20 protein-coding genes and 1 tRNA gene are annotated in these 23,636 nt (G+C 45.2%); 18 read left to right on the top strand and 3 right to left on the bottom strand.

Going from position 1 to position 23,636, the window contains the following annotated elements; genetic code table 11:
* The 3 genes from GY843_RS02185 to GY843_RS02195 form a co-directional block, all read right to left on the bottom strand.
* On the bottom strand, positions 1-354 hold a 354-nt coding region (locus GY843_RS02185), incomplete at its 3' end, for an ATP-binding cassette domain-containing protein (protein ID WP_297306082.1).
* Between the two features lie 109 nt (positions 355-463).
* On the bottom strand, positions 464-1,939 hold the full coding sequence (gene ilvC, locus GY843_RS02190; protein ID WP_297306083.1) for a ketol-acid reductoisomerase: 1,476 nt from the start codon (positions 1,937-1,939) through the stop codon (positions 464-466).
* Positions 1,940-3,050: 1,111 nt separating this feature from the next.
* A tRNA-Met gene (locus tag GY843_RS02195) sits at positions 3,051-3,127 on the bottom strand.
* 236 nt (positions 3,128-3,363) lie between these two features.
* On the opposite strand from GY843_RS02195, the gene GY843_RS02200 reads away from it, so the two are divergent.
* From GY843_RS02200 to GY843_RS02285, 18 genes are all read left to right on the top strand, one after another.
* Positions 3,364-4,251 carry a DUF4198 domain-containing protein gene (locus GY843_RS02200; protein ID WP_297306084.1) on the top strand — a complete coding sequence of 296 codons (888 nt, stop codon included), beginning with the start codon at positions 3,364-3,366 and terminating at the stop codon, positions 4,249-4,251.
* Positions 4,252-4,356: 105 nt separating this feature from the next.
* The gene (locus tag GY843_RS02205; RefSeq protein WP_297306085.1) at positions 4,357-5,049 is read left to right on the top strand and encodes a response regulator transcription factor; all 693 of its coding nucleotides are present in this window, start codon (positions 4,357-4,359) and stop codon (positions 5,047-5,049) included.
* Complete coding sequence (locus GY843_RS02210; RefSeq protein WP_297306086.1) at positions 5,046-6,380, top strand: histidine kinase sensor domain-containing protein; 1,335 nt, start codon at positions 5,046-5,048, stop codon at positions 6,378-6,380. The genes GY843_RS02205 and GY843_RS02210 overlap by 4 nt, the downstream gene beginning before the upstream one ends.
* A 238-nt stretch (positions 6,381-6,618) precedes the next feature.
* Positions 6,619-8,637 (top strand): TonB-dependent receptor, encoded by a 2,019-nt coding sequence (locus GY843_RS02215; RefSeq protein WP_297306087.1) that lies wholly within the window; start codon positions 6,619-6,621, stop codon positions 8,635-8,637.
* A gap of 315 nt (positions 8,638-8,952) precedes the next feature.
* Positions 8,953-11,019 (top strand): TonB-dependent siderophore receptor, encoded by a 2,067-nt coding sequence (locus GY843_RS02220; protein ID WP_297306088.1) that lies wholly within the window; start codon positions 8,953-8,955, stop codon positions 11,017-11,019.
* Between the two features lie 77 nt (positions 11,020-11,096).
* Positions 11,097-12,815 (top strand): PepSY domain-containing protein, encoded by a 1,719-nt coding sequence (locus tag GY843_RS02225; protein ID WP_297306089.1) that lies wholly within the window; start codon positions 11,097-11,099, stop codon positions 12,813-12,815.
* Positions 12,816-12,900: 85 nt separating this feature from the next.
* On the top strand, positions 12,901-13,113 hold the full coding sequence (locus GY843_RS02230; RefSeq protein WP_297306090.1) for a hypothetical protein: 213 nt from the start codon (positions 12,901-12,903) through the stop codon (positions 13,111-13,113).
* 153 nt (positions 13,114-13,266) lie between these two features.
* Complete coding sequence (locus GY843_RS02235) at positions 13,267-14,025, top strand: DUF3450 domain-containing protein (RefSeq protein ID WP_297306091.1); 759 nt, start codon at positions 13,267-13,269, stop codon at positions 14,023-14,025.
* Positions 14,026-14,027: 2 nt separating this feature from the next.
* On the top strand, positions 14,028-15,401 hold the full coding sequence (locus tag GY843_RS02240) for a MotA/TolQ/ExbB proton channel family protein (protein ID WP_297306092.1): 1,374 nt from the start codon (positions 14,028-14,030) through the stop codon (positions 15,399-15,401).
* Positions 15,391-15,909: a MotA/TolQ/ExbB proton channel family protein gene (locus GY843_RS02245; RefSeq protein ID WP_297306093.1), complete on the top strand. Its 519-nt coding sequence runs from the start codon at positions 15,391-15,393 to the stop codon at positions 15,907-15,909. Before GY843_RS02240 ends, GY843_RS02245 begins: the two co-directional genes overlap by 11 nt.
* The gene (locus GY843_RS02250) at positions 15,906-16,316 is read left to right on the top strand and encodes a biopolymer transporter ExbD (RefSeq protein ID WP_297306094.1); all 411 of its coding nucleotides are present in this window, start codon (positions 15,906-15,908) and stop codon (positions 16,314-16,316) included. Before GY843_RS02245 ends, GY843_RS02250 begins: the two co-directional genes overlap by 4 nt.
* Positions 16,316-16,957, top strand: coding sequence for an energy transducer TonB (locus tag GY843_RS02255; protein WP_297306095.1), 642 nt, complete (start codon positions 16,316-16,318; stop codon positions 16,955-16,957). Before GY843_RS02250 ends, GY843_RS02255 begins: the two co-directional genes overlap by 1 nt.
* Before the next feature lies 1 nt (position 16,958).
* The gene (locus tag GY843_RS02260; protein ID WP_297306096.1) at positions 16,959-18,161 is read left to right on the top strand and encodes a hypothetical protein; all 1,203 of its coding nucleotides are present in this window, start codon (positions 16,959-16,961) and stop codon (positions 18,159-18,161) included.
* Positions 18,162-18,167: 6 nt separating this feature from the next.
* Entirely contained in the window at positions 18,168-18,905 is a 738-nt protein-coding gene (locus GY843_RS02265; protein WP_297306097.1) for a response regulator transcription factor, read from the top strand.
* Positions 18,902-20,236 (top strand): sensor histidine kinase, encoded by a 1,335-nt coding sequence (locus GY843_RS02270; RefSeq protein WP_297306098.1) that lies wholly within the window; start codon positions 18,902-18,904, stop codon positions 20,234-20,236. The genes GY843_RS02265 and GY843_RS02270 overlap by 4 nt, the downstream gene beginning before the upstream one ends.
* Before the next feature lie 134 nt (positions 20,237-20,370).
* Positions 20,371-22,326, top strand: a complete 1,956-nt coding sequence (locus GY843_RS02275; RefSeq protein ID WP_297306099.1) for a TonB-dependent receptor — start codon at positions 20,371-20,373, stop codon at positions 22,324-22,326.
* Positions 22,327-22,461: 135 nt separating this feature from the next.
* Positions 22,462-23,127: a PepSY-associated TM helix domain-containing protein gene (locus tag GY843_RS02280; RefSeq protein WP_297306100.1), complete on the top strand. Its 666-nt coding sequence runs from the start codon at positions 22,462-22,464 to the stop codon at positions 23,125-23,127.
* On the top strand, positions 23,124-23,636 hold the full coding sequence (locus tag GY843_RS02285) for a DUF2271 domain-containing protein (protein WP_297306101.1): 513 nt from the start codon (positions 23,124-23,126) through the stop codon (positions 23,634-23,636). Before GY843_RS02280 ends, GY843_RS02285 begins: the two co-directional genes overlap by 4 nt.

A 23,636-nucleotide genomic window follows, 5' to 3' on the forward strand; every position in this document is an offset into this window, starting at 1 on the left:
CAGATCAGCATCGAAATCAGGGTTTTCGTCTTTACCTTCTTCAAGGATTTGACGAACCGGGGTGCCCTCAGAGATAACGTCCATAATGTCGGCGTCATCTTTCTTTAACTCACGCTCGATCAGTTCCGCCTGAGCCTCAAAAGAAACCAGCTCAACGCGTTCAGGTAATCCTGATATAGAACCAGAAGTTTGCTCACCAGCTCCCGCCAGAATAGCTGACAATGCAGATTTACCGGAACCGTTTGTACCAGTAACCACCCAGTGCTGATTTTCTTCCAGAGTCCAGTTTATGTTGGAAAGGGTGAATGATTCACCAAATTCAGCGCTGTAATTTTCGACGATGATCTTGTTCATGGTTCTAATAAATAGCTCGATAAAACGCAGTAAAAGGGCAAAAAAAAGCCAAGGCCAAAGGCCCTGGCTTTATCTTTCTATCTAAAAGAAGTGTTTAAGTAATAATGACTTATACGATCTTCTTCATGTCGGCCATGTGCTTACGAAGTTCAGCACCTACTGCTTCTACAGGGTGTGCGCGCAGTGCAGCGTTAACTTCGATAAGGCGAGCGTTGTCTACGCCTGTGTCAGCCAGGTCCAGACCTTTGCCGATTACATCAGTGTCGATGTTTTTCATGAAGTCGCCTAGCAGTGGCAGGCAAGCGTGGTTGTACAGGTAGCAGCCGTACTCTGCAGTATCAGAGATAGTTGCGTTCATTTCGTACAGTTTCTTACGTGCGATTGTGTTAGCAATCAGCGGAGTTTCGTGCAGAGACTCGTAGTAAGCAGATTCAGCGATGATGCCAGCAGCAGTCATCGTTTCGAATGCCAGCTCAACACCTGCTTTAACCATAGCAACCATCAGGATGCCGTTGTCGAAGAATTCCTGTTCAGAAATTTCTACGTCGCCTGCCGGAGTCTTCTCGTAGTTAGTCTCAGCAGTTTCTGCGCGCCAGCCCAGAAGGTTCTTGTCATCGTTCGCCCAGTCTTCCATCATCACGCGAGAGAAAGTACCGTCGATGATGTCATCCTGATGCTTGTTGTACAGTGGGCGCATGATCACTTTCAGTTCTTCAGACAGATCAAATGCTTTGATCTTAGCTGGGTTAGAAAGACGATCCAGCATGTTAGTCACGCCGCCGTATTTCAGAGCTTCAGTGATAGTTTCCCAGCCGTACTGGATCAGCTTAGATGCGTAACCTGCATCGATGCCTTTCTCAACCATCTTGTCGAAGCACAGGATAGAACCAGTCTGCAGCATACCGCACAGGATAGTCTGTTCACCCATCAGGTCAGACTTAACTTCAGCGATGAAAGAAGACATCAGAACGCCTGCTTTGTGACCGCCAGTACCTACAGCGTATGCTTTAGCCAGTGCAAGACCTTCACCTTTAGGATCGTTGTCTTCGTGAACAGCGATTAGTGTTGGTACACCGAAGCCACGTACGTATTCAGCACGTACTTCAGAACCTGGGCACTTAGGAGCAACCATGATTACAGTCAGGTCGTCACGAATCTGCATACCTTCTTCAACGATGTTGAAACCGTGAGAGTAAGACAGGCAAGCGCCTTCTTTCATCAGAGGCATAACTGCTTCAACAACAGGAGTGTGCTGCTTGTCTGGAGTCAGGTTCAGAACAACGTCCGCAGTAGGGATTAGTTCTTCGTATGTACCAACAACAAAACCGTTTTCAGTAGCGTTTTTCCAAGACTGACGCTTTTCAGCAATTGCAGCAGGGCGTAGAGCGTAGGAAACATCCAGGCCGCTGTCACGCAGGTTAAGACCCTGGTTCAGACCCTGTGCACCACAGCCGATTACTACCATTTTTTTGCCTTTCAGAGCTTCAACGCCATCGCTGAACTCGTCCATAGACATAAAACGACATTTGCCCAGCTGTTCCAGCTGTTCACGCAGAGGAAGCGTGTTGAAATAGTTGTTAGACATTTCCTGATTCCGTATTAATTAAGTCAGAGTTAACTGACAGATTGGTTATTATGCGGCTACTCTAATGTATTAGGTGTGTCGCGTAAAATGATATATATCGATTGTTGTGTTGCGTTGAACGCAATATTGAATCGAGTAGGGTGTATAGAAGATAGTAGGGAATTGCTTGTGTGCAAATTTGGTTAGGTGATGGCCGGGTTTGTTGGCTGATCATCAGAGCTAAGCCTATTCACAAATCGCGTGATACTTATAAAGAGCAAGAGTAACCAAGTAACCAACGCTACGTTTTGTGACCGTCCTAAAATAGATCGTAAAGCCTATCTTGGTTTTGGAGATGCATGACCATTTTAGGTGGAGCGGATTAGTAGGGCTGGATTTATTGGTTACAGCTTTAGGCTGTAACCACCCTGCGGGCTTCGCGCTGAAGCGCTCGATTATGATTGCTGCGCAATCGTTGAACCAAGGAATTAAAGGAACAAACTCAGCGCTGTAGCAGAAAATAAAAAGGTCATCCTGGTTTGGAGATGTATGATCTTTTTTGGGGCGAGAGGCAAGGGGCTGGATTTGCTTATTGCAGCTCAGTGCTGCAATAACTCTAACGGGCTTCGCGCATTGCGCTCGGCGATGATTGCTGCGCAATCGTTGAACCAAGGAATTATAGGAACAAACTCAACGTTGTATCAGAAAATAAAAAAGGCCATCCTGGTTTGGAGATGTATGAGCTTTTTAGATGGAGTGTATTAGAGGCTGGATTTGCTTATTGCAGCTCAGTGCTGCAATAACCCTGGCGGGCTTCGCGCAGTGCGCTCGGCGATGATTGCTGCGCAATCGTTGAACCAAGGAATTAAAGGAACAAACTCAGCGCTGTAGCAGAAAATAAAAAAGGCCATCCTGGTTTTGGAAATGCATGACCTTTTTAGGTGGAGCGGATTAGTAGGGCTGGATTTATTGGTTACAGCTTTAGGCTGTAACCACCCTGCGGGCTTCGCGCTGAAGCGCTCGATTATGATTGCTGCGCAATCGTTGAACCAAGGAATTATAGGAACAAACTCAACGTTGTAGCAGAAAATAAAAAAGGCCATCCGATGGATGACCTTTTTTATTTTGAATCTGGTAGCGGGGGCTGGATTTGAACCAACGACCTTCGGGTTATGAGCCCGACGAGCTACCAAGCTGCTCCACCCCGCATCAATGTGGCGCGAATAATATAGAGCGCTTCGAACTTTAGCAAGGTTTAATTTTGCAATTGCGAAATAAATAGCGCGCCTTTTCTCAAACTCGTAAAAAATGTAACAACACTGGGGGTGTCGGGGCGTCTGAATTAGATTGGCATTTTTATTATCTCTTGGGTCAGCTCGACCATTGTCTTCACAGTTTCTAGAAAGCAATAGCAAAGGCAGGGTGCCTGCAATTTAGGTGGAAGATTGACTGATGAAACCAAGAGAGGTGTATCCAAAAAGAGTAAGGATAAGGAGCTGTTGACGGTGAAGGTTGCAAGGGGGATATGTGTTAAAGGAATGGTTTTAGCTATATTTGCCTCTTTGGCATTGGGCGTTCAGGCCCATCCGCGCTGGATACTACCAGGGGAATTCACTATCTCTGGTGATGAAGACCAGTGGGTGAGTTTTGATCTGACGGCATCTCACTCTGTATTTAGCGTAGATAAAGGCATATCGGCACAGAACGTTCGCATCATTTCACCTGATGGTGATCAGAATTATCTAAGAAACTTCTTTACCGGTCATCGTCGTAGCGTATTTGATCTGGAGTTTGAAATGGACGGAACTTATAAGATCTATGAGGAGCGCCCAATTTTCTATTACACCGGCTACAAAACAGGAAAGAGAGAAACGGTAAAATACATTCCCGGAAATAAGGTGGAAGTTCAGGGGCGATTGCCAGAGCGTGCAAGAGAGGTGCGTACGGAAGTTCTTGATATGTCCACGGTGGTTTATGTTACTCGCAATGCGCCCACGGACACCGTTCTCGAGCCCAAAGGGAAGGGGCTTGAGCTAGTTCCTGTAACCCATCCTAGCGATATTGTTGAGGGAGAGGAGGTTACCGTTAAAATGCTATTGGATGGTCAGCCTGCTGCTGGGGTTGAGGTTGAAATAACTCCTAATGGCACTCGCTATCGTGATGAGCGTAAAAGCATACTCTTAACAACTGATGATAGCGGCCTTGTGGTCTTTACTCCGGATCAACCAGGCGCTTGGTTGATGGCTGCTACATTGTACTCTCAAGAAAATTCACCCATGGCTGATGTGCGATGGTCAGCTCGCTATATGACATTTGAAGTTGCTCCTCAGTAGATGTTTGCTGTTATGGGTTATAAATTCATAAATTGATTTATTTCTTCGTTGCAAATAGAATTCATTCGCAAATAGGTATTGTTGTTATTTGATGTGGCGAATGTAATGAGCAGTGCAGCACGTATTCTTATCATTGAAGATGATAGAACCCTTAATCATCAGATTAGCTCACTTTTATCCGAGAATGGCTATGAAACTGATCAGCGCTTCGATGGTAGGCAGGGGTTGGTTTCTGCATTAAGTAATGCTTATGATCTGGTGTTGCTTGATGTGCTGTTACCAGGCCTTGATGGCTTCAACTTATTGAGCAAGCTGCGCAAGAAGCGTCAAACCCCTGTGATGATGTTAACTGCTTGCGGTGCCGAGCAGGAGCGCATTACCGGGTACAGCAATGGAGCCGATGATTATCTTTCTAAACCGTTTAATGTCACAGAGTTTCTACTACGTATAGAAGCATTGTTACGCAGAACGCGTAACAATGTGGCAACGCATATAGAGCAAACGCTCCTACAAACTACCTGCTTCGAGCTAGATCGAAAGAAAAATAGTGTCACTAAAGGCGCTGCAGAACTAACTCTAACCCCAATGGAATTTAAGCTTTTATGGGCTTTGGTTATTCGTAAAGGCGAGGTGTTGAGTAAGCCTTATCTTTATCAGTCGGTTATGAATCGTGATTTTAGCCGTTACGATCGAAGTCTTGATATGCACCTGAGCAGGGTTCGTAGAAAACTAACCAAGGCAGGCATTGATGCTTCGCATATAGAAACAGTACATGGCGAAGGGTACTGTTATAAATGAATCATGGTTTGTTCTGGAAGCTGTTTGCCATTCTAGTGGCGGGCACCGTTGTTCTTTTTGCTGGGATACATTGGCTGGTAAATCATACTGAGCGGGAGATGAGCTATATTGCTGATCATCACCAGCAGGAGATGAGAGCCTGGGCCAACCATGCAGAATCTCTGTATGTAAAAGGTGATATGGATGAACTCAATAGATGGATTATTCAACTACAGGATAAAGAATATACCTGGGTTGCCATTGTTTCACCGGAGCTGCACCTAATCGCCGGAAATAAGATAGATCAGAGTTATGTAGATGAGTTCAGGCTTGGACGAAGTATTGAATGGATGATTCATCTCTATCATAACTACAATCCGGTAATGGACCTGTTTTTTGAGGATGGTGAAACGCACTTCATTATCCGTCTGCCGCAGCGCATGCGGCCAGGTAACCTATGGCAAACCACACAGCTGATGTTGCAGGTGGGCCTACCGTTTTGTGTCTTGGCCGTTGTTTGTTTGTTGTTGTACCGGCATCTAGTTTCCCCAATTCGTAAATTAGAAAAAACTACGCGACAGTTTGCAGCTGGGAATTATGATGTGCGAGTACGTGACTCATTAGGTCGTCGAAATGATGAGCTGGCTAGTTTGGCACAAACATTCGATGCTATGGCTGAGCACACAGGGGGGTTGATAGTTACTCAGCGTCAGTTGATAGCAGATCTTTCTCATGAATTAAGAACACCGATAACACGTATCGAAATGGCGCTTAACGCTAAAGATCAGCAAGCGAGCCAGGATTCAATTGAGCGTATTAAAAAAGACGTAGCTTGTATTCGGGCATTATCTGAGGATGCGCTAACTTTGGCCTGGATTGATACTGAGAAGCCTATCATTAGTTCGGAGCCAATGGACCTGGTCGATCTGCTTGATAGCATAATTGATGATGCTCGATTTGAGTTTTTTGATCGTCGCATCCAGGCATATCTGCCTGATGTTGCGCCAATTGAAGGCTCAAATAACCGTGTCTTGGGGCAGGCATTAGAGAATGTTGTTCGCAATGCCTTGCGTTACACGCCGGTGGGCGGGCAGGTTGAAGTTGAGCTGATTAAGCTCAAAGATCATTTTCAGCTAACTATTGCAGATCAAGGGCCGGGTGTGCCTGATGAATATTTAGAGAAGATATTTCAGCCCTTTTTTCGCGTTGAAAAAGAAAGGGGTAAAGACTCAGGGGGCTTTGGTTTAGGTTTGGCATTGGCCAAAAGGCAGATTGAGGCTCTGTCGGGCCGCATTTCTGCGGCTAATCAGCCACAAGGTGGCTTATTGATTACAGTGACCTTGAAAATCTAGCTTCATGTTCCTGTCCACTCAAACGGCATGATGTCCCTGATTAAAGCAGCAGGGTGGTTAATTTCAGCTCTGTCTTCGAGTTAACGCTTGGCCCTGAAGGCTTGGTTTCACGTGCTCACTATTCTTTAACATCACATCTCTTTTTCTATGAAAAGTAACAAATGTAAACGTTATTACATTTGCTCCCTAAATATCGATAATGCTTCGCAAATGTAAATAGTTATTATTTGGTATTGTAATGAAATCTTCTATATTTTGTAAGCATGGTTTTAAAACCAACGCACTAGCTGCCGCTGTAGCTTTGATTAGCCATGGTGGTTTTGCATGGGCAGATGATACTGATACTCGGGGTGATAAAAGCGGCCAGAATCTGGAAATGATTTATGTTGTTGGTCAGGCTACCGGTGGTATTGATCAATTAATTACGCTTGAAGATATTGAAAAGTTACAAGCAAATAATCTGGATGATCTGTTTAAAGTAGATGCAACAGTGAGTGCTGGCGGGCCTGTAGGATTAGGTCAAAAAGTATATTTACGCAACGTCGGTGAAGATGCGCTGAATATCTCAATTGATGGTGCTGAAGTGGCAGCAGGTATTTTCCATCACTCGGGCCGTGTTTTGATTGAGCCTGAGTTACTGAAACAGGTTGAGATTGAGGCTGGTACCGCAACAGCAACGGCAGGCCCAGGCGCTTTAGGTGGTGCTATCCGGTTTACCACCAAAGATCCTGAAGACTTACTGCGTGGTTCTGAAAATTTTGGCGCTTTGCTGAAAAGCACTTATTACTCTAATGGTGATGGCGTTAAGAACAGTGTAAGTGTTTATGGTCGAGACTCAGGCGGTGTAATTAGCGGTCTGGCAAGCTTCATTCATTCAGATCAGGATGATCTGGAAGATGCTGATGGGAATTTATTGACGGGTACAGAAGCAGAGCGTCAGTTGGGTTATTTGAAGCTGGTCGCTAATGTATCTGAAGAGCACTACCTTTCCTTGAGCTACGAGCAACTGGAAGAGGAGGGGGATATTCATATGCGCCCTGAGTGGATTGGTGGTCCGAGGAATCCGCTTTTCCCAATCGAAGGCTCGCGTGACACGTTTACCTTCAATTACGGATTTGATTCTATTGATAATGAGTTGATTGATCTTTCGATCAATGCCTATCGCACAGAATCAGAGCAGTACCGTGATGAGGAAGACGTCTGGGGATCAGTTGAAACATCTGGGGTAACAATCAAGAACAAAAGTGACATTGGCAATCATGAATTGATTGTTGGTGCCAGCTATCGAAAAGACGATGGTGCGCTGACTTACCCATACTATTCGCCTACATACCCGGGTGGTGACACCGAATCGGGTAAAGTTAAAGGTTTCTTTGTACAGGATATTGTAGAAGTTACCGATGAACTAACCCTGTCTGCTGGCCTGCGTTACGATGATTACGATTTAACTGATTGGCAGGATCATGAATTCAGCGATAGTGCCGTTTCTCCAAATATCAGTGTTAACTATGAGCTAACAGATAGTTTGCACTTTAGCGCAGGTTATGCAGAAGCGATCCGTGGCGTTGAAATTGTGGATTCTTATAGAATCGAAGCTTACAACAATAGTCCAGATCTTGAAGCGGAAGAGGCTCACACTTTTGAGCTAGGTCTGGATTATTATGCTGATGATTTCCATGTGGCGCTAAGCGCTTATAGGACGACTATCGAAAACCCATTTGGGAATAACTATGTTGGCCGCTCTCTATACATTGTCAATTTGGACGAAGACCTAGAAACCGATGGTTTTTATCTTAATGCTGATTATCAACTGGGTGCGTTAACAGCTAAAGCCAGCTTGCATATTGCAGATACTGAAGCAGATGGTGAAATTGCTACGCGTTATGAATATGGCTCTAATGCCAATAGCATCGGCGATACATTGGCGCTTACCCTTGATTATGCGTTTAACAATAACTTGAGCGTTGGTTGGACAGCTGAATTTGTTAAAGGTATCTCAGAGTTTGAAATTGATGCTTATGGCGAGAAAATCACTGCTAAAAAACCAGGATATGGAACACATGATGTTTACCTGAAATGGGTTGGTCTTGAGCAGGATCGTTTAACATTGAGCCTGACTGTGAAGAACCTGTTTGATAAGCAGTACCTGAGTCATGCAAGCACTGCTGACTGGACGGGTAATCCTGGCTACAGCATGATCAAAGGTCACGATGAGCCAGGTCGCGATGTTTATGTCACTGCTTCTTATCAGTTCTAAACCTGATGCTGGGAGTCTGTCTGTGATGGTTGGCAGATAGGCTTTGAGTGCGGAGTTTTTGAGCCTTCGTTAGCGTAGGAGCATAAGTTTCATTGGCTTTCCGGGTCCGCCCCCTTACGGACCTTGATTAGCCCCGTCGGCAATGCTGATGGGGCTTTTCTATTCTCAAGCTATATTTCACTGCCTTGGATGAGTCTTGTTAAAGGGCTGTATTTCGTCTAATTAGGTGCCCATAAAACCAAATGTAAAGATTATTGCAATCAATAACCATTAGCATTTATATTCCATGCGAATTAAAAATAGGAAGGGACATAGATGTTTCGTTATTCATATTTATCCGCATGCATTGCTGCGGTTTCGATAGCTCAAGCTTCAGTTGCAGCGGATGCGGAGGTATTGGACTCAGAAAAGATTACTGTTGTCGCTACTGATGCTACCTCAAAGAAAATGCCTCTAGAACTTGATGCGCAAGTCAGTAAAGTGGGGGCACCTGTTTCAGAATTACCCTATTCCGTTTCTATCATAGACCAAGAATTTATCAGTGAGACTGGCGCAAAAAGCATTCAGGATGCGCTGCTGTACACTTCTGGAATCTATTCTGGCGCGTTTGGTATTGATACCCGCGTTGATTCAGCCAAAGTGCGAGGTGTTGATCCGCTTAAATATCTTGATGGTCTTCGTTCCCATTACAGCTTTTACAACAATGTAAGACCAAGTACATATGCGCTGGAGCAGATTGAAGTTCTGAAAGGACCTTCATCCGTTCTTTATGGTCAAGGCTCAGTGGGTGGCATTTTGAATGCTGTTACGAAACGTCCGAAAGCTGAAGAGCAGGGCGAGTTTTGGGCGCAAGTGGGGTCTTTTGAGCGTAAACAGTTAGCTGCTGACTGGACTGGCGCTGTCGATAACGAAGGTAAAGTTCTGGTTCGTTTGGTCGCTTTAGCACGTGACAGTGGTACACAGGTTGACCATGTCGATGATGATGAATTGCTGTTTAGTCCATCTGTTACTTGGAAAGTCTCTGATGCAACAGAGCTAACTCTGCTGGCTAATTATCAGAAGCGTGAGGGTGGTATCACGGCTCAGTTCCTGCCAACACAAGGAACTTTGGAAGAAGGGCCTAAAGGTTATCTGTCTCCTTCTACTTATATCGGTGAGCCGGATTGGGATCGTTATGATCGCGAGCAGCAGGCCTATACCGCAGAGATTAAGCATCAGTTTAATGATGCTTGGAGCCTTACTGCAGTAGCGCGATATGTTGATGCTGAAACCAGTACGCGGGAGCATTGGGCTAACATTCCAGTACCTCCAGACGCTGATGGCAATATTGGTCGTACAATTTTCACCAGTGATAAAAGTACTCAGGGACTGAACTGGGATGCGCGTTTAAACGGGCAGTTAACGCTGGGTGAGACTTCACATAAAGTTCTTATTGGTGTGGATAGCCAAGATATTGAAACTGATGAGTGGAATCGTTACTACGGGGCTTATGCGGGTACTCCTATTAATGCATATGATCCTGTTTATGGCAGCGTGGCGGCAATCCCAGCAGCGTCAATTACTGATCCAGCTTCAGTTACAACTGAGCAGTTAGGCTTTTATGTTGCGGATCATATTAACTGGGGCAATGTCGTTATCTCATTAGCCGCGCGTCACGATAAAGTGGACACAACTTCAGAAGGCTCATCTACGACCACCTCAAGCGCGACAACAGGTCATGCAGGCTTGATGTATCAGTTCGCATCGGGCATTTCGCCTTATGTGAGCTACTCGGAATCTTTCGAACCTAATACTGGAACAGATGGTACCCCTGCTAATAACTTGCTTGAGCCAACAGAGGGTGAGCAGACGGAATACGGCATTAAATACCTGTCCCCAGATAATAGCACCTCTATTACATTCGCATACTTTTATATTGAGCAACTGAATAGAGTGACCAATGGAGTAACCCCTGGAGGGGTTCAGCAGGTTGGTGCTGAAATTGATGGCTGGGAACTGGAAGTAAGGAAAAACTGGAATCAGCTAAGTGTACTGTTCAATTATTCTGATTTGGACGCAAAAGATGTTAATGGAGGTCGTTTACCGTACCTGGCTGAAAGACAGTCTTCTATCTGGACAAGTTATAAGTTTGGTAACGGTTTCCGCAGCGGCTTAGGTGTCCGTTATGTTAGCAACAATGTTGGTTGGGGCGGTTCCCCGGTTGTTGATGGCGTTACTTTGGTTGATGCGATGGTTGGCTACGAAACTGCAAATTGGGATTTCACTGCAGATGTGAAAAACCTGGGTGATAAAACCTACGTTTCTTGGTGCCGATACGCATCCGCAGACTGTGGGTTCGGCGAAGAGCTGAATGCTACTTTGAATGCCCGTTACAAATTCTGATTTTTTCTAAATAAGAATTTAGCCCTGCCTAACCCCTTCAGGTAGGGCTTTTTTGCGTTAAGTCTTTGGTAAATCTAATGACAATCACAGTAGACAAAAAACCGTATGCCCCAACGGTATCAAATAAGAAAAAGAAACTTTCACGACAATATATAGCTTACCTAATTCACAGCTTCGTTGGATTAAAGCTTACCTTACTGCTAGCGATAGTTCTGCTTACAGGTGCCTTGGCTGTTTTTCAGCAAGAGTTGGATTGGTTGATCTATCCAGAGATGAGAGCGGAAATTCAGGAGGATAGGCTAAATGCTGGAGAGCTGCTTGATCGCTTGCAAGCGGCTTATCCTAATAACGGAATGTTCTTTTTTCGGACCAGTGAAAATTACCCCCACTTAAACGCTTATGCCCGTTTCATTGATGACAATGGAGGTTGGCGTCATGCCTGGATAGATCCATATTCCGGAGAGGTAAAAGGGGATACAGTTCTCCTATCAATAGGTCAATTCATTGGCTTCCTGCACGCTACACTTTTTTTACCTGCAGTGGGTAACAGTGTGGTAAATGCCTTGGGATTGTTCGTCTTAATCTCTTTGGTCACAGGGATGCTGACGTTTCCAAAATTCTGGCGTTACTTCTTTCGTAAACCGCGAACCGGCAACCTGAGAGTCTTTCTTGGGGATTTACACAAACTGATTGGATTATGGAGTTTATGGATCGTTCTTGTGATTGGGATCACAGGAAGCTGGTGGTTCTATCAGGATCCTTTTGTAAAGTATTTTGGTGCGCCAAGTAATGTCGAAGCCTACGAGCGTAAGCCCTTGTTATCTTATGACGATCTGGATTCTATAGGTGAATCAGGCACGCCGCAGATGCTACCAGTAAAAGAGATAGTAAACAGAGTGCAATCTGCATATCCGTCTATGCAAATCAATATTATTAATCCTCCTGAACATAATGCTGATCCATATGAAATTGTAGGTAATAGCGGTGAAGTGCTGCTAAGCGAATGGCGCGGTGATCGCATCATGGTCCATCCCTATAGTGGTGAAATTGTGGCTGCCTTCCTTGCAGACGACTTATTTATGACGCAAAGAACGGATCTTGCGATGGCCCCTGTTCATTATGGAACTTGGGCTGAGCGCGGAGCTTGGGATCTTGTAGTTAAAGCTTTTTACTTTCTTGGCGGCCTGGCTATGACTTTTCTTGCAGTTAGTGGGTTGCTTATAAGCTACAAGCGATCAAAACGAGCTGTTCAAAAAGTAAAAAAACACTCTGCGCTGGTTCAAAAAATATCGTCAGGGTGGAATGTACTTAAGCCTTGGGGTGGGCCTATGGGAGTATTTAAGTACCTCAACTTTATAGCTTTGGCTGGAATTATGATGGGGACGGGGATAGCACTTACCCTGAGCAGCCAGGGAACGAAGGGGAGTGGTTTTGTATATAAAGAAAGAGAGCTTGGCCCATGGATGGTTTCAGCAAATGCTGTAGCTGGTTTGTTGGAGAAAGATCTGCCGCCAATCCGCGAAGGGGGGCAAACTAATCTCAATGTAACTTTAGATCGAGCGGCGTTAAATGAAATTAAATTCATTTATGCGCGTGTAGGTAAGCCAAGGTCTTTGCGCGCTCCTGGTACCTTAATTCATGGGCCTGTTGGGGCAAAGCATGTGCATTTGAGGCTGCCTAGATCATTAAAGGATGATAGTGAGCTTTGGATAACAGCTGTGACATGGGGAGGGGAGTCGTATCAGACTTCGTGGAGCTTAATGCCAGATGGAAAGGAGACAGTCGATGCGCGTTAATATCATTTGGGTGTTCTTGTTATTTTTTTCACTTCCAGTTTCAGCCCACAGTATTTTTATGGACTGTAAACAGGAGGGCGCAGATGTGAGTTGTCTAGCCTCTTTTTCTGATGGTAGTTCGGCTGAAAATATCGCCTATGAGGTTCTCTCGTATGAGGATAAAGTTCTTCTTAAAGGTAGGACTGATCTCAATTCTGGTTTTAAGTTTCCAGTCCCTGTGAATGATTACTACGTTCTACTGGATGCTGGTCCAGGCCATGTTGTTGATGTTGATATGACTGATATACACACCCCATAAGTGGTTAACACCCCCATCTCTTGTTCAGAAGAGGTGGGGTATTTCTCATCTTCTGCGCTTTTCTGCTTTCTGTAAAAAATGTAAAGAGCGTTGAATATCACTAGAAAATAAAAGATAATCATTCTCATTTTAATTATCAATGTACATAATCGTATGCGCCTTAATTTATCTAAGCTGATTTTCGTAGGCTGTTTAACAAGCCTGGCTGGGCACGCTCATTCAAATGATTTAACGGCAGGCACCTCTAAAACCATTTCCATTCATCAGAAAGACAAGCAGTCGCAACAGCGGATAGATGCTGCAGATATAGCGATAAAGGAAGCTGTAGATGAGTATCTAAGTAATGAGCGCATTTCAGACGTAACCGAGGCATACAACCGACAGGTTAGCGCACTAATATCCTCGCAAGAACAAGAAATTGTTGATCTACAAGCTCAGATCGATTCGCTTGAAGAGACAGATCGCGCTGTTTTGCCAATGTTGAATCGCATGCTTGAAACCCTGGCTAAGTTTGTAGAAAAAGATACACCATTTCTATTAAGTGAGAGAGCAGAGCGGGTTGAGCGGTTGCGCAAGTTGTTGCTGCGCGCTGACGTTAGTGTTGCAGAAAAATACCGTCAACTGCTCGAGGCTTATTCTGTTGAAGTACAGTACGGACGTACTTTCGAAGCTTATCGTGGCGCAGTTCAAGCTAATGGTTTGCAGCAGGTGACTTTTCTTCGTTTAGGTCGTTCGGCTCTGTATTACCAATCTTTGGACGGTTTGCAGAGTTATTTGTGGCAACCGTCTGTTCAGTCATGGGAAATGCTTGGCGATAGTCAGAATTTGGTTGTGACTAAAGCTATTCAAGTTGCTCAACAACAGAAAGTGCCTACTTTGCTGAACCTTCCTTTGCCTGAGATGGAGCGATAATAATGTTAAAGAAAATTGCTCTGGGTCTTTCCCTGTCACTTGCTTCACTCTCATTACCTCTATGCTCCTCTCACGTGCTTGCTGAGACCGCGCCACTGCGAGGTCTATTAAATGATGTTAAGCAAATTAGCAATGCAGATTCTGAGTCCAACCGTAAGCGTGAAGCTGAGTTCAATGCTGATCTGGGTCAGCAGAAACGAATGTTAGCTACAAGCAGGCAGCGTTTGCTTGCTGCAGAAGAAGAACAGGAAAACCTTAAGTCCCAATTCGACGAGAACGATTTGAAGCTCGCTGAGCTAGAGTCTCTGTTACAGCAGCGCTCAGGACAATTGGGTGAGGTTTTTGGGGTTGCTAAAGAGGTTGCGGCTGAGCTTAGTCCAATATTACTAGATTCAATGACAAGTGCAGATTATCCGAACCGTACGGATGAGCTTGCTTTTGCTGAATCAAAGCGTGTTCCTGAGTTGAAAGATCTGCAGAACCTCTGGTACCAGCTTCAGCTGGAGATGACTGCATCCGGCGAAATCAAACAATTTGAAACAGCTGTTACAGATATTAATGGCCTATCTGAAGAGACAACAGTATTACGGGTTGGGCCTTTTGCAGCGGCGACCGCAGATGGGCGTTTCTTGGGCTGGGATCTGCAGCAGCAACAGCTAGCTGTATTACCAACACAGCCAGGTCCTTCTTCTCAGCAGGATATGGCGCAGTATCAGCGTGGTGAGAATACAGATGTGCTGATTGACCCAAGTCGTGGCCAGTTATTTATGCTGCTGGACCGAATGCCAAAACTCAGCGAACGATTGCATCAGGGGGGCGAGGTTGGTTACCTGATTATCGGATTGGGAGTTATCGGTTTGTTAGTTGCTCTGTATCAAATGCTGCGCATGACAATAACTGAACTTCAGGTGCGAAAGCAGCTGTCACAGCCCGCTCAGTTAGAAGACAACAATCCTTTGGGTCGTGTTTTGCAGGCTGTTAGCCATTCCGGTTTAGGTTTGGATCAGCTGGAGCTAAAAGTTGACGAAGTGATCCTGAAAGAACTTCCTAAAATTGAGCGTGGTCAGAGCATTATCAAACTACTCGCTGCTGTAGCTCCGCTTCTAGGTCTTTTGGGGACAGTTGTGGGGATGATCGCTACATTCCAGAGTATTACGCTGTTTGGTACAAGTGATCCTAAGTTAATGGCGGGTGGTATCTCACAGGCTTTGATGACAACGGTGCTAGGTCTGGTCGTAGCAATACCGCTACTTTTCTGTCATAGCTACTTGGCAGCAAAAAGCCGTCGCATTACCCAGTTACTCCAAGAAAAAAGCCTTGGTTTACTGTCTGTCGAGCCTCTAAAAGCGGATGAAAGAATTGCTGATGCTGCCTGATATTTATGATTGGTTGTTTGCATTAGGGCAGTTTTTCCAGACAGGGGGCTGGGTTCTTTACCTGATTCTGGCTGTCAGCTTTCTAATGTTTACCCTCGTGTTGGAGCGAGTGAGTTTTCGGCTATGGAGCTACCCCAGACAGCGTAGTAATACACTTTCTTCAATGCGGAAGGAAAGCCTGCCAGCTAAAAGGCTAAGCCTTTTATGCGATCTTGATATGGCGTTATCAGATCAGTTTTCAATGATCAAAACACTAATCATGTTGTGCCCTTTGATTGGCTTGCTGGGCACCGTAACCGGGATGATTCAGGTGTTTGATAGTTTGGCTCTCTACGGTACTGGCAACCCACGGATGATGGCGGCTGGCGTAGCCAGTGCAACTTTCCCAACAATGACAGGCATGGCAGCTGCTGTTGCAGGGCTTCTATTTTATAACCGTTTGTCGCGCTGGTCTGAATCTGAGCGAAAGAATCTACGGTTGAGTTTAAATGAGGGCGTTTGCCAATGAGACAGCGCGTGCTTCTTTCACAGCAGCAGGATGATGCGGAAATCAATATGACACCTATGCTGGATGTGGTGTTCATCATGCTTATCTTTTTTATCGTATCTACCTCATTCGTGCGTGAAGCGGGGATTGATGTTAACCGTCCCAGTGCGGAGAGCAGCGAATCACAGAGCAAAACGGCAGTGCTCGTTGCAATCTCGTCGGATAATGAGATTTGGGTTGATCGAAAAGCAGTTGATGTTCGAATGGTTCGTCCTGCAATTGAGCGCCTAAAAAGCGAACAATCTGAGATCAATGTTGTTATCCAGGCAGATGAAATGGCGACGACAGGTCAGTTAGTAAAAGTTATTGATCAGCTGCGTCTGGCCAAAGTTCAGTACACCGTCGCTACCCAGGCTGGTGCTGAGTAATGTTTCGTACAATTCTTGTCGCGCCTGCCGGACTGTTTATGGCCTTGTTGCTGTTCTATGCACTGGCCATGCTGTCTGGCATAGGTGCTCGTGTTGAGCCTAAGCGTGAATCAGTACCAGACCTTAACTTTCTCATGGTGCGTCAAGATAGTCAGATAGAGTTAAGGAAAAGAGAACTGCCTCCTGAGCCTGAAGATATTGTGCCTCAGACTCAGCCTGAAATGCCGCAGATGCAGAAGGAGGTGGTGGCTGTAAATTCACCTGTGCCAACGGTCAATGTTCCGGATATCAATGTAGGTGTTGTGCTATCGCTTACACCTACCCTGAATAATCTAGTAATGCCTACGCCTGAGCTGATTCTTGATACAAACCCCGTGGCGTTAAGTCAGGTGCCGCCAAGTTATCCGCGCAGAGCTTTGCGTAAAAAGTTAGAAGGCCGGGTCATGGTCGAGTTCCTGGTTACTGAAGCTGGAACTGTCAAACCAGGTTCTGTGGTGGTGATTGAATCTAAACCTGAAGGTGTTTTTGATTCCGCCGTATTAAGAGCGATACAGCGCTGGCGTTTCAAAACCCGTGTTGTAGACGGTAAAGCAGTGCCTTTTAAAGCTCGTCAAGAACTTGAATTTAAATTGGAGCGATAACATGTTGAGAAAATTTGTTCTCCTCTTTCTTTTGCTTTTATCACCGGTGGCTTTTGCTGCTGGGAATCAGCTGTCCCAGTACGAGTATAAACAGCTTTCAGGAGCATTTAAGCTCATGGAGGAGGGAAGTCTGACGCAGGCGCGTAAACTCCTAAAACAGGCTCAGCCCAATATGAAATCTGATTATGCCAAAGCGCTGGTGTTCCAGAATTTGGCCCAGATTGCACTTCATTCTGAGCAGTTTTCAGTTGCATTGAAAAATCTGAAGCAGGCAAAAGTTTTAAATGCTTTGCCTAAAGATCAGCAGGATAACCTTGATCATACATTAGGTCAGTTGTACTGCATGCAGGAGAGCTGGAGTAGCTGCATAAAACATCTAAAGCAGTGGATGGCAGCCGTGCCAGGCAGTGTGAAGCCCAGTGATCATCTATTGGTTGCTCAGGCATATTCACAGCTTGAAAGCTGGAAATTAGTTCTGCCTCATATCAGCAAGGCGATCAATGCAAAGAAAATTGCACCGCAGAATTGGTATCAACTTAAGGTTGTTGCACATGTCCGCTTAAAACAATGGTCACAGGCAGCAAAACAGCAGCAAGTATTGCTCAGGCACTACTCTGATAAGCCAGGAGAGTGGCGTCAGTTGGTTTCACTGCAGTTGCAGGCCAAGCAGCGTAAGTCAGCTTTGGCTACCCAGCGCCTGGGATATAACCGCAAAATCCTGCGTAAACCCACCGATTACACTTTATTAGCTCAATTACTAATGAATCAGAATATCCCTTATCAAGCCGGCATAGTTTTGCAGGAAGGTATGAAAGCAAAAGTTGTTAAAGCTTCCGTACGCAATCTAAGGATATTAAGTCAGGCATGGATCGTAGCAAAAGAGATGGATAAGGCGATTGGTATTCTTAAGCGCCTTAATCAGATTGCTCCCAATGAAAAAACAGCGGCACAGTTAGCACAGATACAGATTCAGGAGCGCAAGTGGAAAGGTGCGGAAGCCACCCTTGTGAAAGCGCTGAAGAAAAGTGTTGAACCTGCCGAGTTGCAGCTGATGCTGGGCATTACTCGTCTTAATATGAAGAAATATGATGCTGCGCGCAGTGCGTTTGATCAGGCAGGAAAAAGCAGTAAATACGAAAAAACTGTAGCTGGCTGGATTCGTTATCTGGATCAAATGAATGCTGTAAATGAGTTGAGAGGCTAAAAGTTAATGAACTCACTAACTATTCCCGAATTATCTGAAAACCAGAACGATACTTCATTTAACCCCGCTCGCATCTTGTTGATCGAAGATGATCGAGAGGTCAGTCATTCAGTTGCTGAGCTGTTACGCAATAAAGGCTATCACTGCGTTCAGAGTTTTAATGGCCGTGAAGGTCTGGTCATGGCCATTAATCAGAACTTTGACCTGATCCTTCTCGACAAAATGCTACCTGAGTTAGATGGCCTTGAGTTGTTGCAGCGCTTAAGAAAATACAAAGATACACCGGTTTTAATGCTTTCCGCCTGTGGTGCTGAGCAGGATAGGATTGATGGATTTAACGGTGGTGCGGACGATTACCTTCCTAAACCCTTTAACACAACAGAATTAGAGCTGCGTATTGTCGCCTTACTGCGTAGAAGTCGGAATCACAATAAGCCGGTTAGGTCCGGTGCGATTATCACAGATGGTGATCTGGTTCTGGACACACATAATCAGCAATTGACTATCGCAGGGCAAGAAGTCGAGTTAACCCCAATTGAGTTTGAACTACTTAAAACTTTTCTAGGCCATAAAGATGAAGTGTTAAGTAAGCCTTACTTGTATCAGTTGGTACTTAAAAAACCATTTAGCCGTTATGATCGCAGCCTTGATATGCATGTCAGTAATCTGCGTTCAAAAATGAATATGCCCGATGAGGCCAAGAGAATTCATACGGTACGTGGCCAGGGGTACTGCTATAAATGAGCAGGCGTCTTTTCTGGAAATTGAATTTCAGCTTCCTTGCCGTTTCTCTAATCGTTTTCTCAAGTCTGCATTACGTTTCATCGGTTTTGACTGTCTCAATGACTGAGATAAGCAATGATAATCAACAATTACTATTGTCGTACGCCGAGAGGGCGGAAGCGCTTCACAATCAAGGGGATTCTGCTGCTATTGTCGCTCTTACTCAAGAGGTAAGGGACGAGTTAGATGTTTGGTCTGCGGTTGTATCGCCTGATAATCGAATTATTTCTGGTAAAGCTTTACCAGGCCACCTTAATCTTGGTTTTCAAAGGTATGTTTATTGGCCTATTCATCACTTCATGAAAGATGTGGTAATAGGCTTGGACTTCACCGAAAGCAATGCATCTTTTGTGATTGAGCTGCCTTCTTTTATGTATCCAAACGTTAATACCGCGCTGATACATAATCTGCTCACGATCGTAATACCTTCTCTTATGCTGATGTTGTTTTGTTGGATTGTGTATCGCTATCTTATGCGGCCGCTTGAAGCGCTGAATAAGGGGACAGTCAAACTATCAGAGGGAGATCTTAGTGCTCGGGTATTGCCTGAAATTTCTGCTAACCGAAAAGATGAGTTAACTCAGGTAGCTGCATCATTCGATAGTATGGCTGATAGGATCGAAAGGTTAGTTACTTCACAGCGACAGCTATTAGGGGATCTTTCCCATGAATTACGTACTCCTCTTACACGCATCGGACTGGCAATAGATATCTGTAAACAGGATGGAGAAGATACCAAAAATTTCCTGCCTAGATTAGAAAGGGAGGTTGGGCAGATGCATGGATTGGTTGAGGATGCCCTGACCCTGGCCTGGTTGGAAAGTGAACCTGTTCTTGAGCAAGAAGGCGACTTTAATCTGGCAACGTTGTTGAACCTGATTAGCGAGGATGCAGAGTTTGAGTATCCTGGAAGGTCAATTCACAGAGATTATCCGGCTGATTTGTATCTGTCAGGCTCATCACAGCAGGTTTTATCCCAGTGCATTGAAAATGTCCTGCGCAACGCATTGAAGTATGCGCCGGCTGATGAGTCTGTTGAAATTTCGTGTCTCATACAGCAGGAAAGTTACCTGCTTATTATTTCTGATCGAGGAACGGGTGTTCCGGAAGACTGCTTAGAGAAGATATTTGAACCTTTTTATCGGACGGATAAAGCCAGATCCAGAGAGCAGGGCGGCTTTGGTCTTGGTCTAGCCCTTTGTAAGCGCCAAATGACTGCTATAGGCGGAAAGATATGGGCTGAGGTGAATAATAATGGTGGCCTCAGCATCAAGTTTCTTATTCCTAAATAGATCTCAGGTGGATCTTATTTCCCCAAAAATTTGGATTCCAGTTTTTATCTGTAAGTTTTGTAAAGATTGTCACAAAGCTATGATTGATACGTATAATGCGAACGATTCGTATTAAGTATTATCTGGTGAGTTAGATGAAAAAGTTTGTTAATGCTAAAAAATTGCCACTTGTTTTGGCGGTTGGCATGGCGACCCAGGCATGGGCCAATGATGCGGTAGTAGAGAATGAAGCGCTTCAGGTTTGGGGAACAGAGATAAGCAGTGCATCCTCGATGTTAAGCGACGACATCGCACTTAAGCAGGCGGATCATTTGAGTGATCTGCTTCGCGATCAGCCGGGTGTAGATATTGGCGGGGCTCACTCTACTAACCAGCGCATCAGCATTCGTGGCCTTCAGGATCTGGATCTTGAAATCACAATCGATGGTGCTCGTCAGAATAACTTCATGTATCACCATATGGGTAACCTGCTGATCAACGCCGATATCCTTAAAGCGGTAGATCTACAAGTGGGTACAAACTCTGTACTAAATGGCGGCCTTTCTGGTGGCATCGCATTTGAAACTAAAGATGCAAAAGATTTGCTGCGTGACGGACAGCAGTTTGGTGCGCGCATTTCCGGAACAGCGGCTAGCAACGACTATTACGGATATTCAGTAACTGCTTACGGTCAGCTAAACGATCAGCTGGATATTCTGGCTTACTTCAATCAGAACGATCGTGACAATCCGGAAGACGGCGACGGTAATGAATCTGTTGGTAACGACGGCGAACTTGATAACGGTCTGTTTAAAGTTGGTTTTGATATAGACGAATCCAACCGCCTGGAATTTAGCTATGACAACTATCAGGACGAAGGTAACTATGCTCCGCGTCCTGATATGGGTGTGCTGACAAACTCTTCAATCACGGGCGTTGTGGTTTATCCGACTCGTTTTGAGCGCGAGACAATGACTCTGTCATACGAGCTGGATCTGGGTGATTTGATTAACCTGCGTGCAACGCTGTACCGAAATGAAATTGATCTTTGGCGTGATGAAGCTGCGAATACTCGTGCTTCATACCGTTATGCTGAAGGTGATTCGGAGCACACAGGCTTCAATCTATTAGCTGAGAGCATTGTTGATTCAGGCGATATCACGCATACAGTGCGTTATGGCTTAGAAACCTACGATCATGATACAGAGCTGCGTCATGACGGCGCTCTGGTTCGTCCTGAAAATGCTGAATCTCTGGCTGTATATGTCGAAGATGAGATCGATTTTGCAAATGGTCTGACTGTTACTCCTGGTGTGCGTTACAACAGCTATGAATTAGAAACTAATGTGGCTACAAAGAAATTTACCGACACTACTTTTGGTCTGAACGGTTCTTATGAGTTGAATGATGCATGGACAGTGCGAGCTGCAGCAACTCAGCTGTTCCAGGGGCCAAACCTGTCAGAAGTATTTATTGTTCCACGTACGACTCCAGCAGAAAACCCGGGCCTGAAGCCTGAAACGGGCTTGAATAAAGAAATTGGTGTTTCTTACAGTCAAAATGATGTGATGAATTTGGATAAGCTGTCATTCTCCCTGACTCTGTTCCAGACGGATATTGATGACTATATCGACGACGAAGGTGTTGCAACGCTACGTAATATTGGCGATTACGAAGTTGATGGCTTTGAGGCTAGCCTGTCTCTAAGTAAGGGTAATCTGGATGCTCGTCTGACTTATGCTAGCTCTGAATCAGAAAATGTTGATTCTGGCGAGCCATTGGGTCGTCAGGTTGGTGACAGCATCTCTCTGGGGCTGGACTACTATGTGCCAGCGGCGGATCTGACACTTAACTGGACAAGCTTGTTCACTCAAGAAGAAGACTACTACGATAAGCCAAAATTCGATGTTCACAACATCACTGCGCGTTGGGAACCACGTTCTGTTGATGGTCTGACTCTTACAGCGGGTGTTGAGAACCTGTTTGATGAGTACTACACATCTCACTCATCACGACTTGGTGATTCATTCCACCCAGTGTTTGGAGCGCTTCACCTTAACGATTACGAACCAGGTCGTAACGTTAAGCTGACAGCTGCTTACGTTTTCTGATCTTTTCCCCCTTCTGGAAAGTGATGACCCCAGCGCCTTAATTCCTTAAGGCGCTTTTTCTGTAAAGAATGTAACGATGATAGGGGAAAGGGTGCGTATCCATTAACGTAACGCTTTTCATTCTCACTGATGTCTATGAACCAACTCGTCCAAACGACTCTTGAAAGCAAACTTGATACTGGGTCGAAATCCAGAATCAAGAACAAGAGCAATCGATTAATCAGAACGCTGCATGTCTACACATCTATGTTGATGCTGCTGATTATGCTGTTCTTTACGATTACCGGTATCACGCTTAATCATCGTGATTGGTTTTCTTCCACTGAACCTGCCTTTCAGACTGAAATTCCTCTGCCCGATTCTTTTGCGACCACTTCCCAATGGGAGAGCGATCCCTTGCAACAGGGGCATCTCTTGCGTCGCTGGCTGCAATCAGAGCATGCGGTTTATGGAAATAAAGTTAGTTATGAGTGGGAGCCGGAAGAGTTTCTTCTGGTAATTGATATCAAGCAACCAGGTGGCTTCAGCATTATCGAAGCAGACATTGAGTCTGGTTTGATCCTACTAGAGCAACAAGACTATGGGTTTATAGCGACACTTAATGATCTGCATATGGGGCGTTACAGCGGTGATCTGTGGAGCCTGTTTATCGATCTTTCAGCTCTGGTCATGTTGTTTTTTACATTAACTGGCTTCTGGCTGGTAATCCCTCAGAAAAAGAAACGTACAAAACTGTTTGCACTCACCGCAGCGGGAAGCGCTGTTATGGGTGGTACATATCTAGGAGTGATGCTCTTGTGAAGAATAGAGCGAAGAAAATTATCAATACCGCATTACTAGGTTCAGCGCTGCTTTGCTCGCCATTGGTACAGGCAGAAACTGTAACAATTGATATGCAGTTGCCTGCGCTAAATACCTCTAAATATCAACGTCCATTTGTGGCTGTTTGGGTTGAACAGAAAGGCCAGCGCCAAGCAGTTAAAACAGTCAGCGTCTGGTTTGATGACAAAAAATGGCTAAAGGATATCCGACGTTGGTGGCGTAAAGCGGGTCGTTATGACCAGGCTGTAGATGCTGTTACTGGGGCAACAAAACCTCCTGGCAAATATCAGCTGCAGTGGGATGGTACAGATCTCCAGGGCAATGCTCTGCCTGCGGGTGAGTACACCCTGTATCTGGAAGCAGTAAGAGAACACGGCAACCGTACATTGTTAAAGCAAAAGGTGACACTAGGTGCGGGCAAAGTACAGGAATACACACTGACTGCCGGCGATGAACTAGGCCCGGTCAGTATCAGAGTTGGAGACTAA

The organism is Neptuniibacter sp., from assembly GCF_024231755.1.
Lineage (GTDB): Bacteria > Pseudomonadota > Gammaproteobacteria > Pseudomonadales > Balneatricaceae > Neptuniibacter.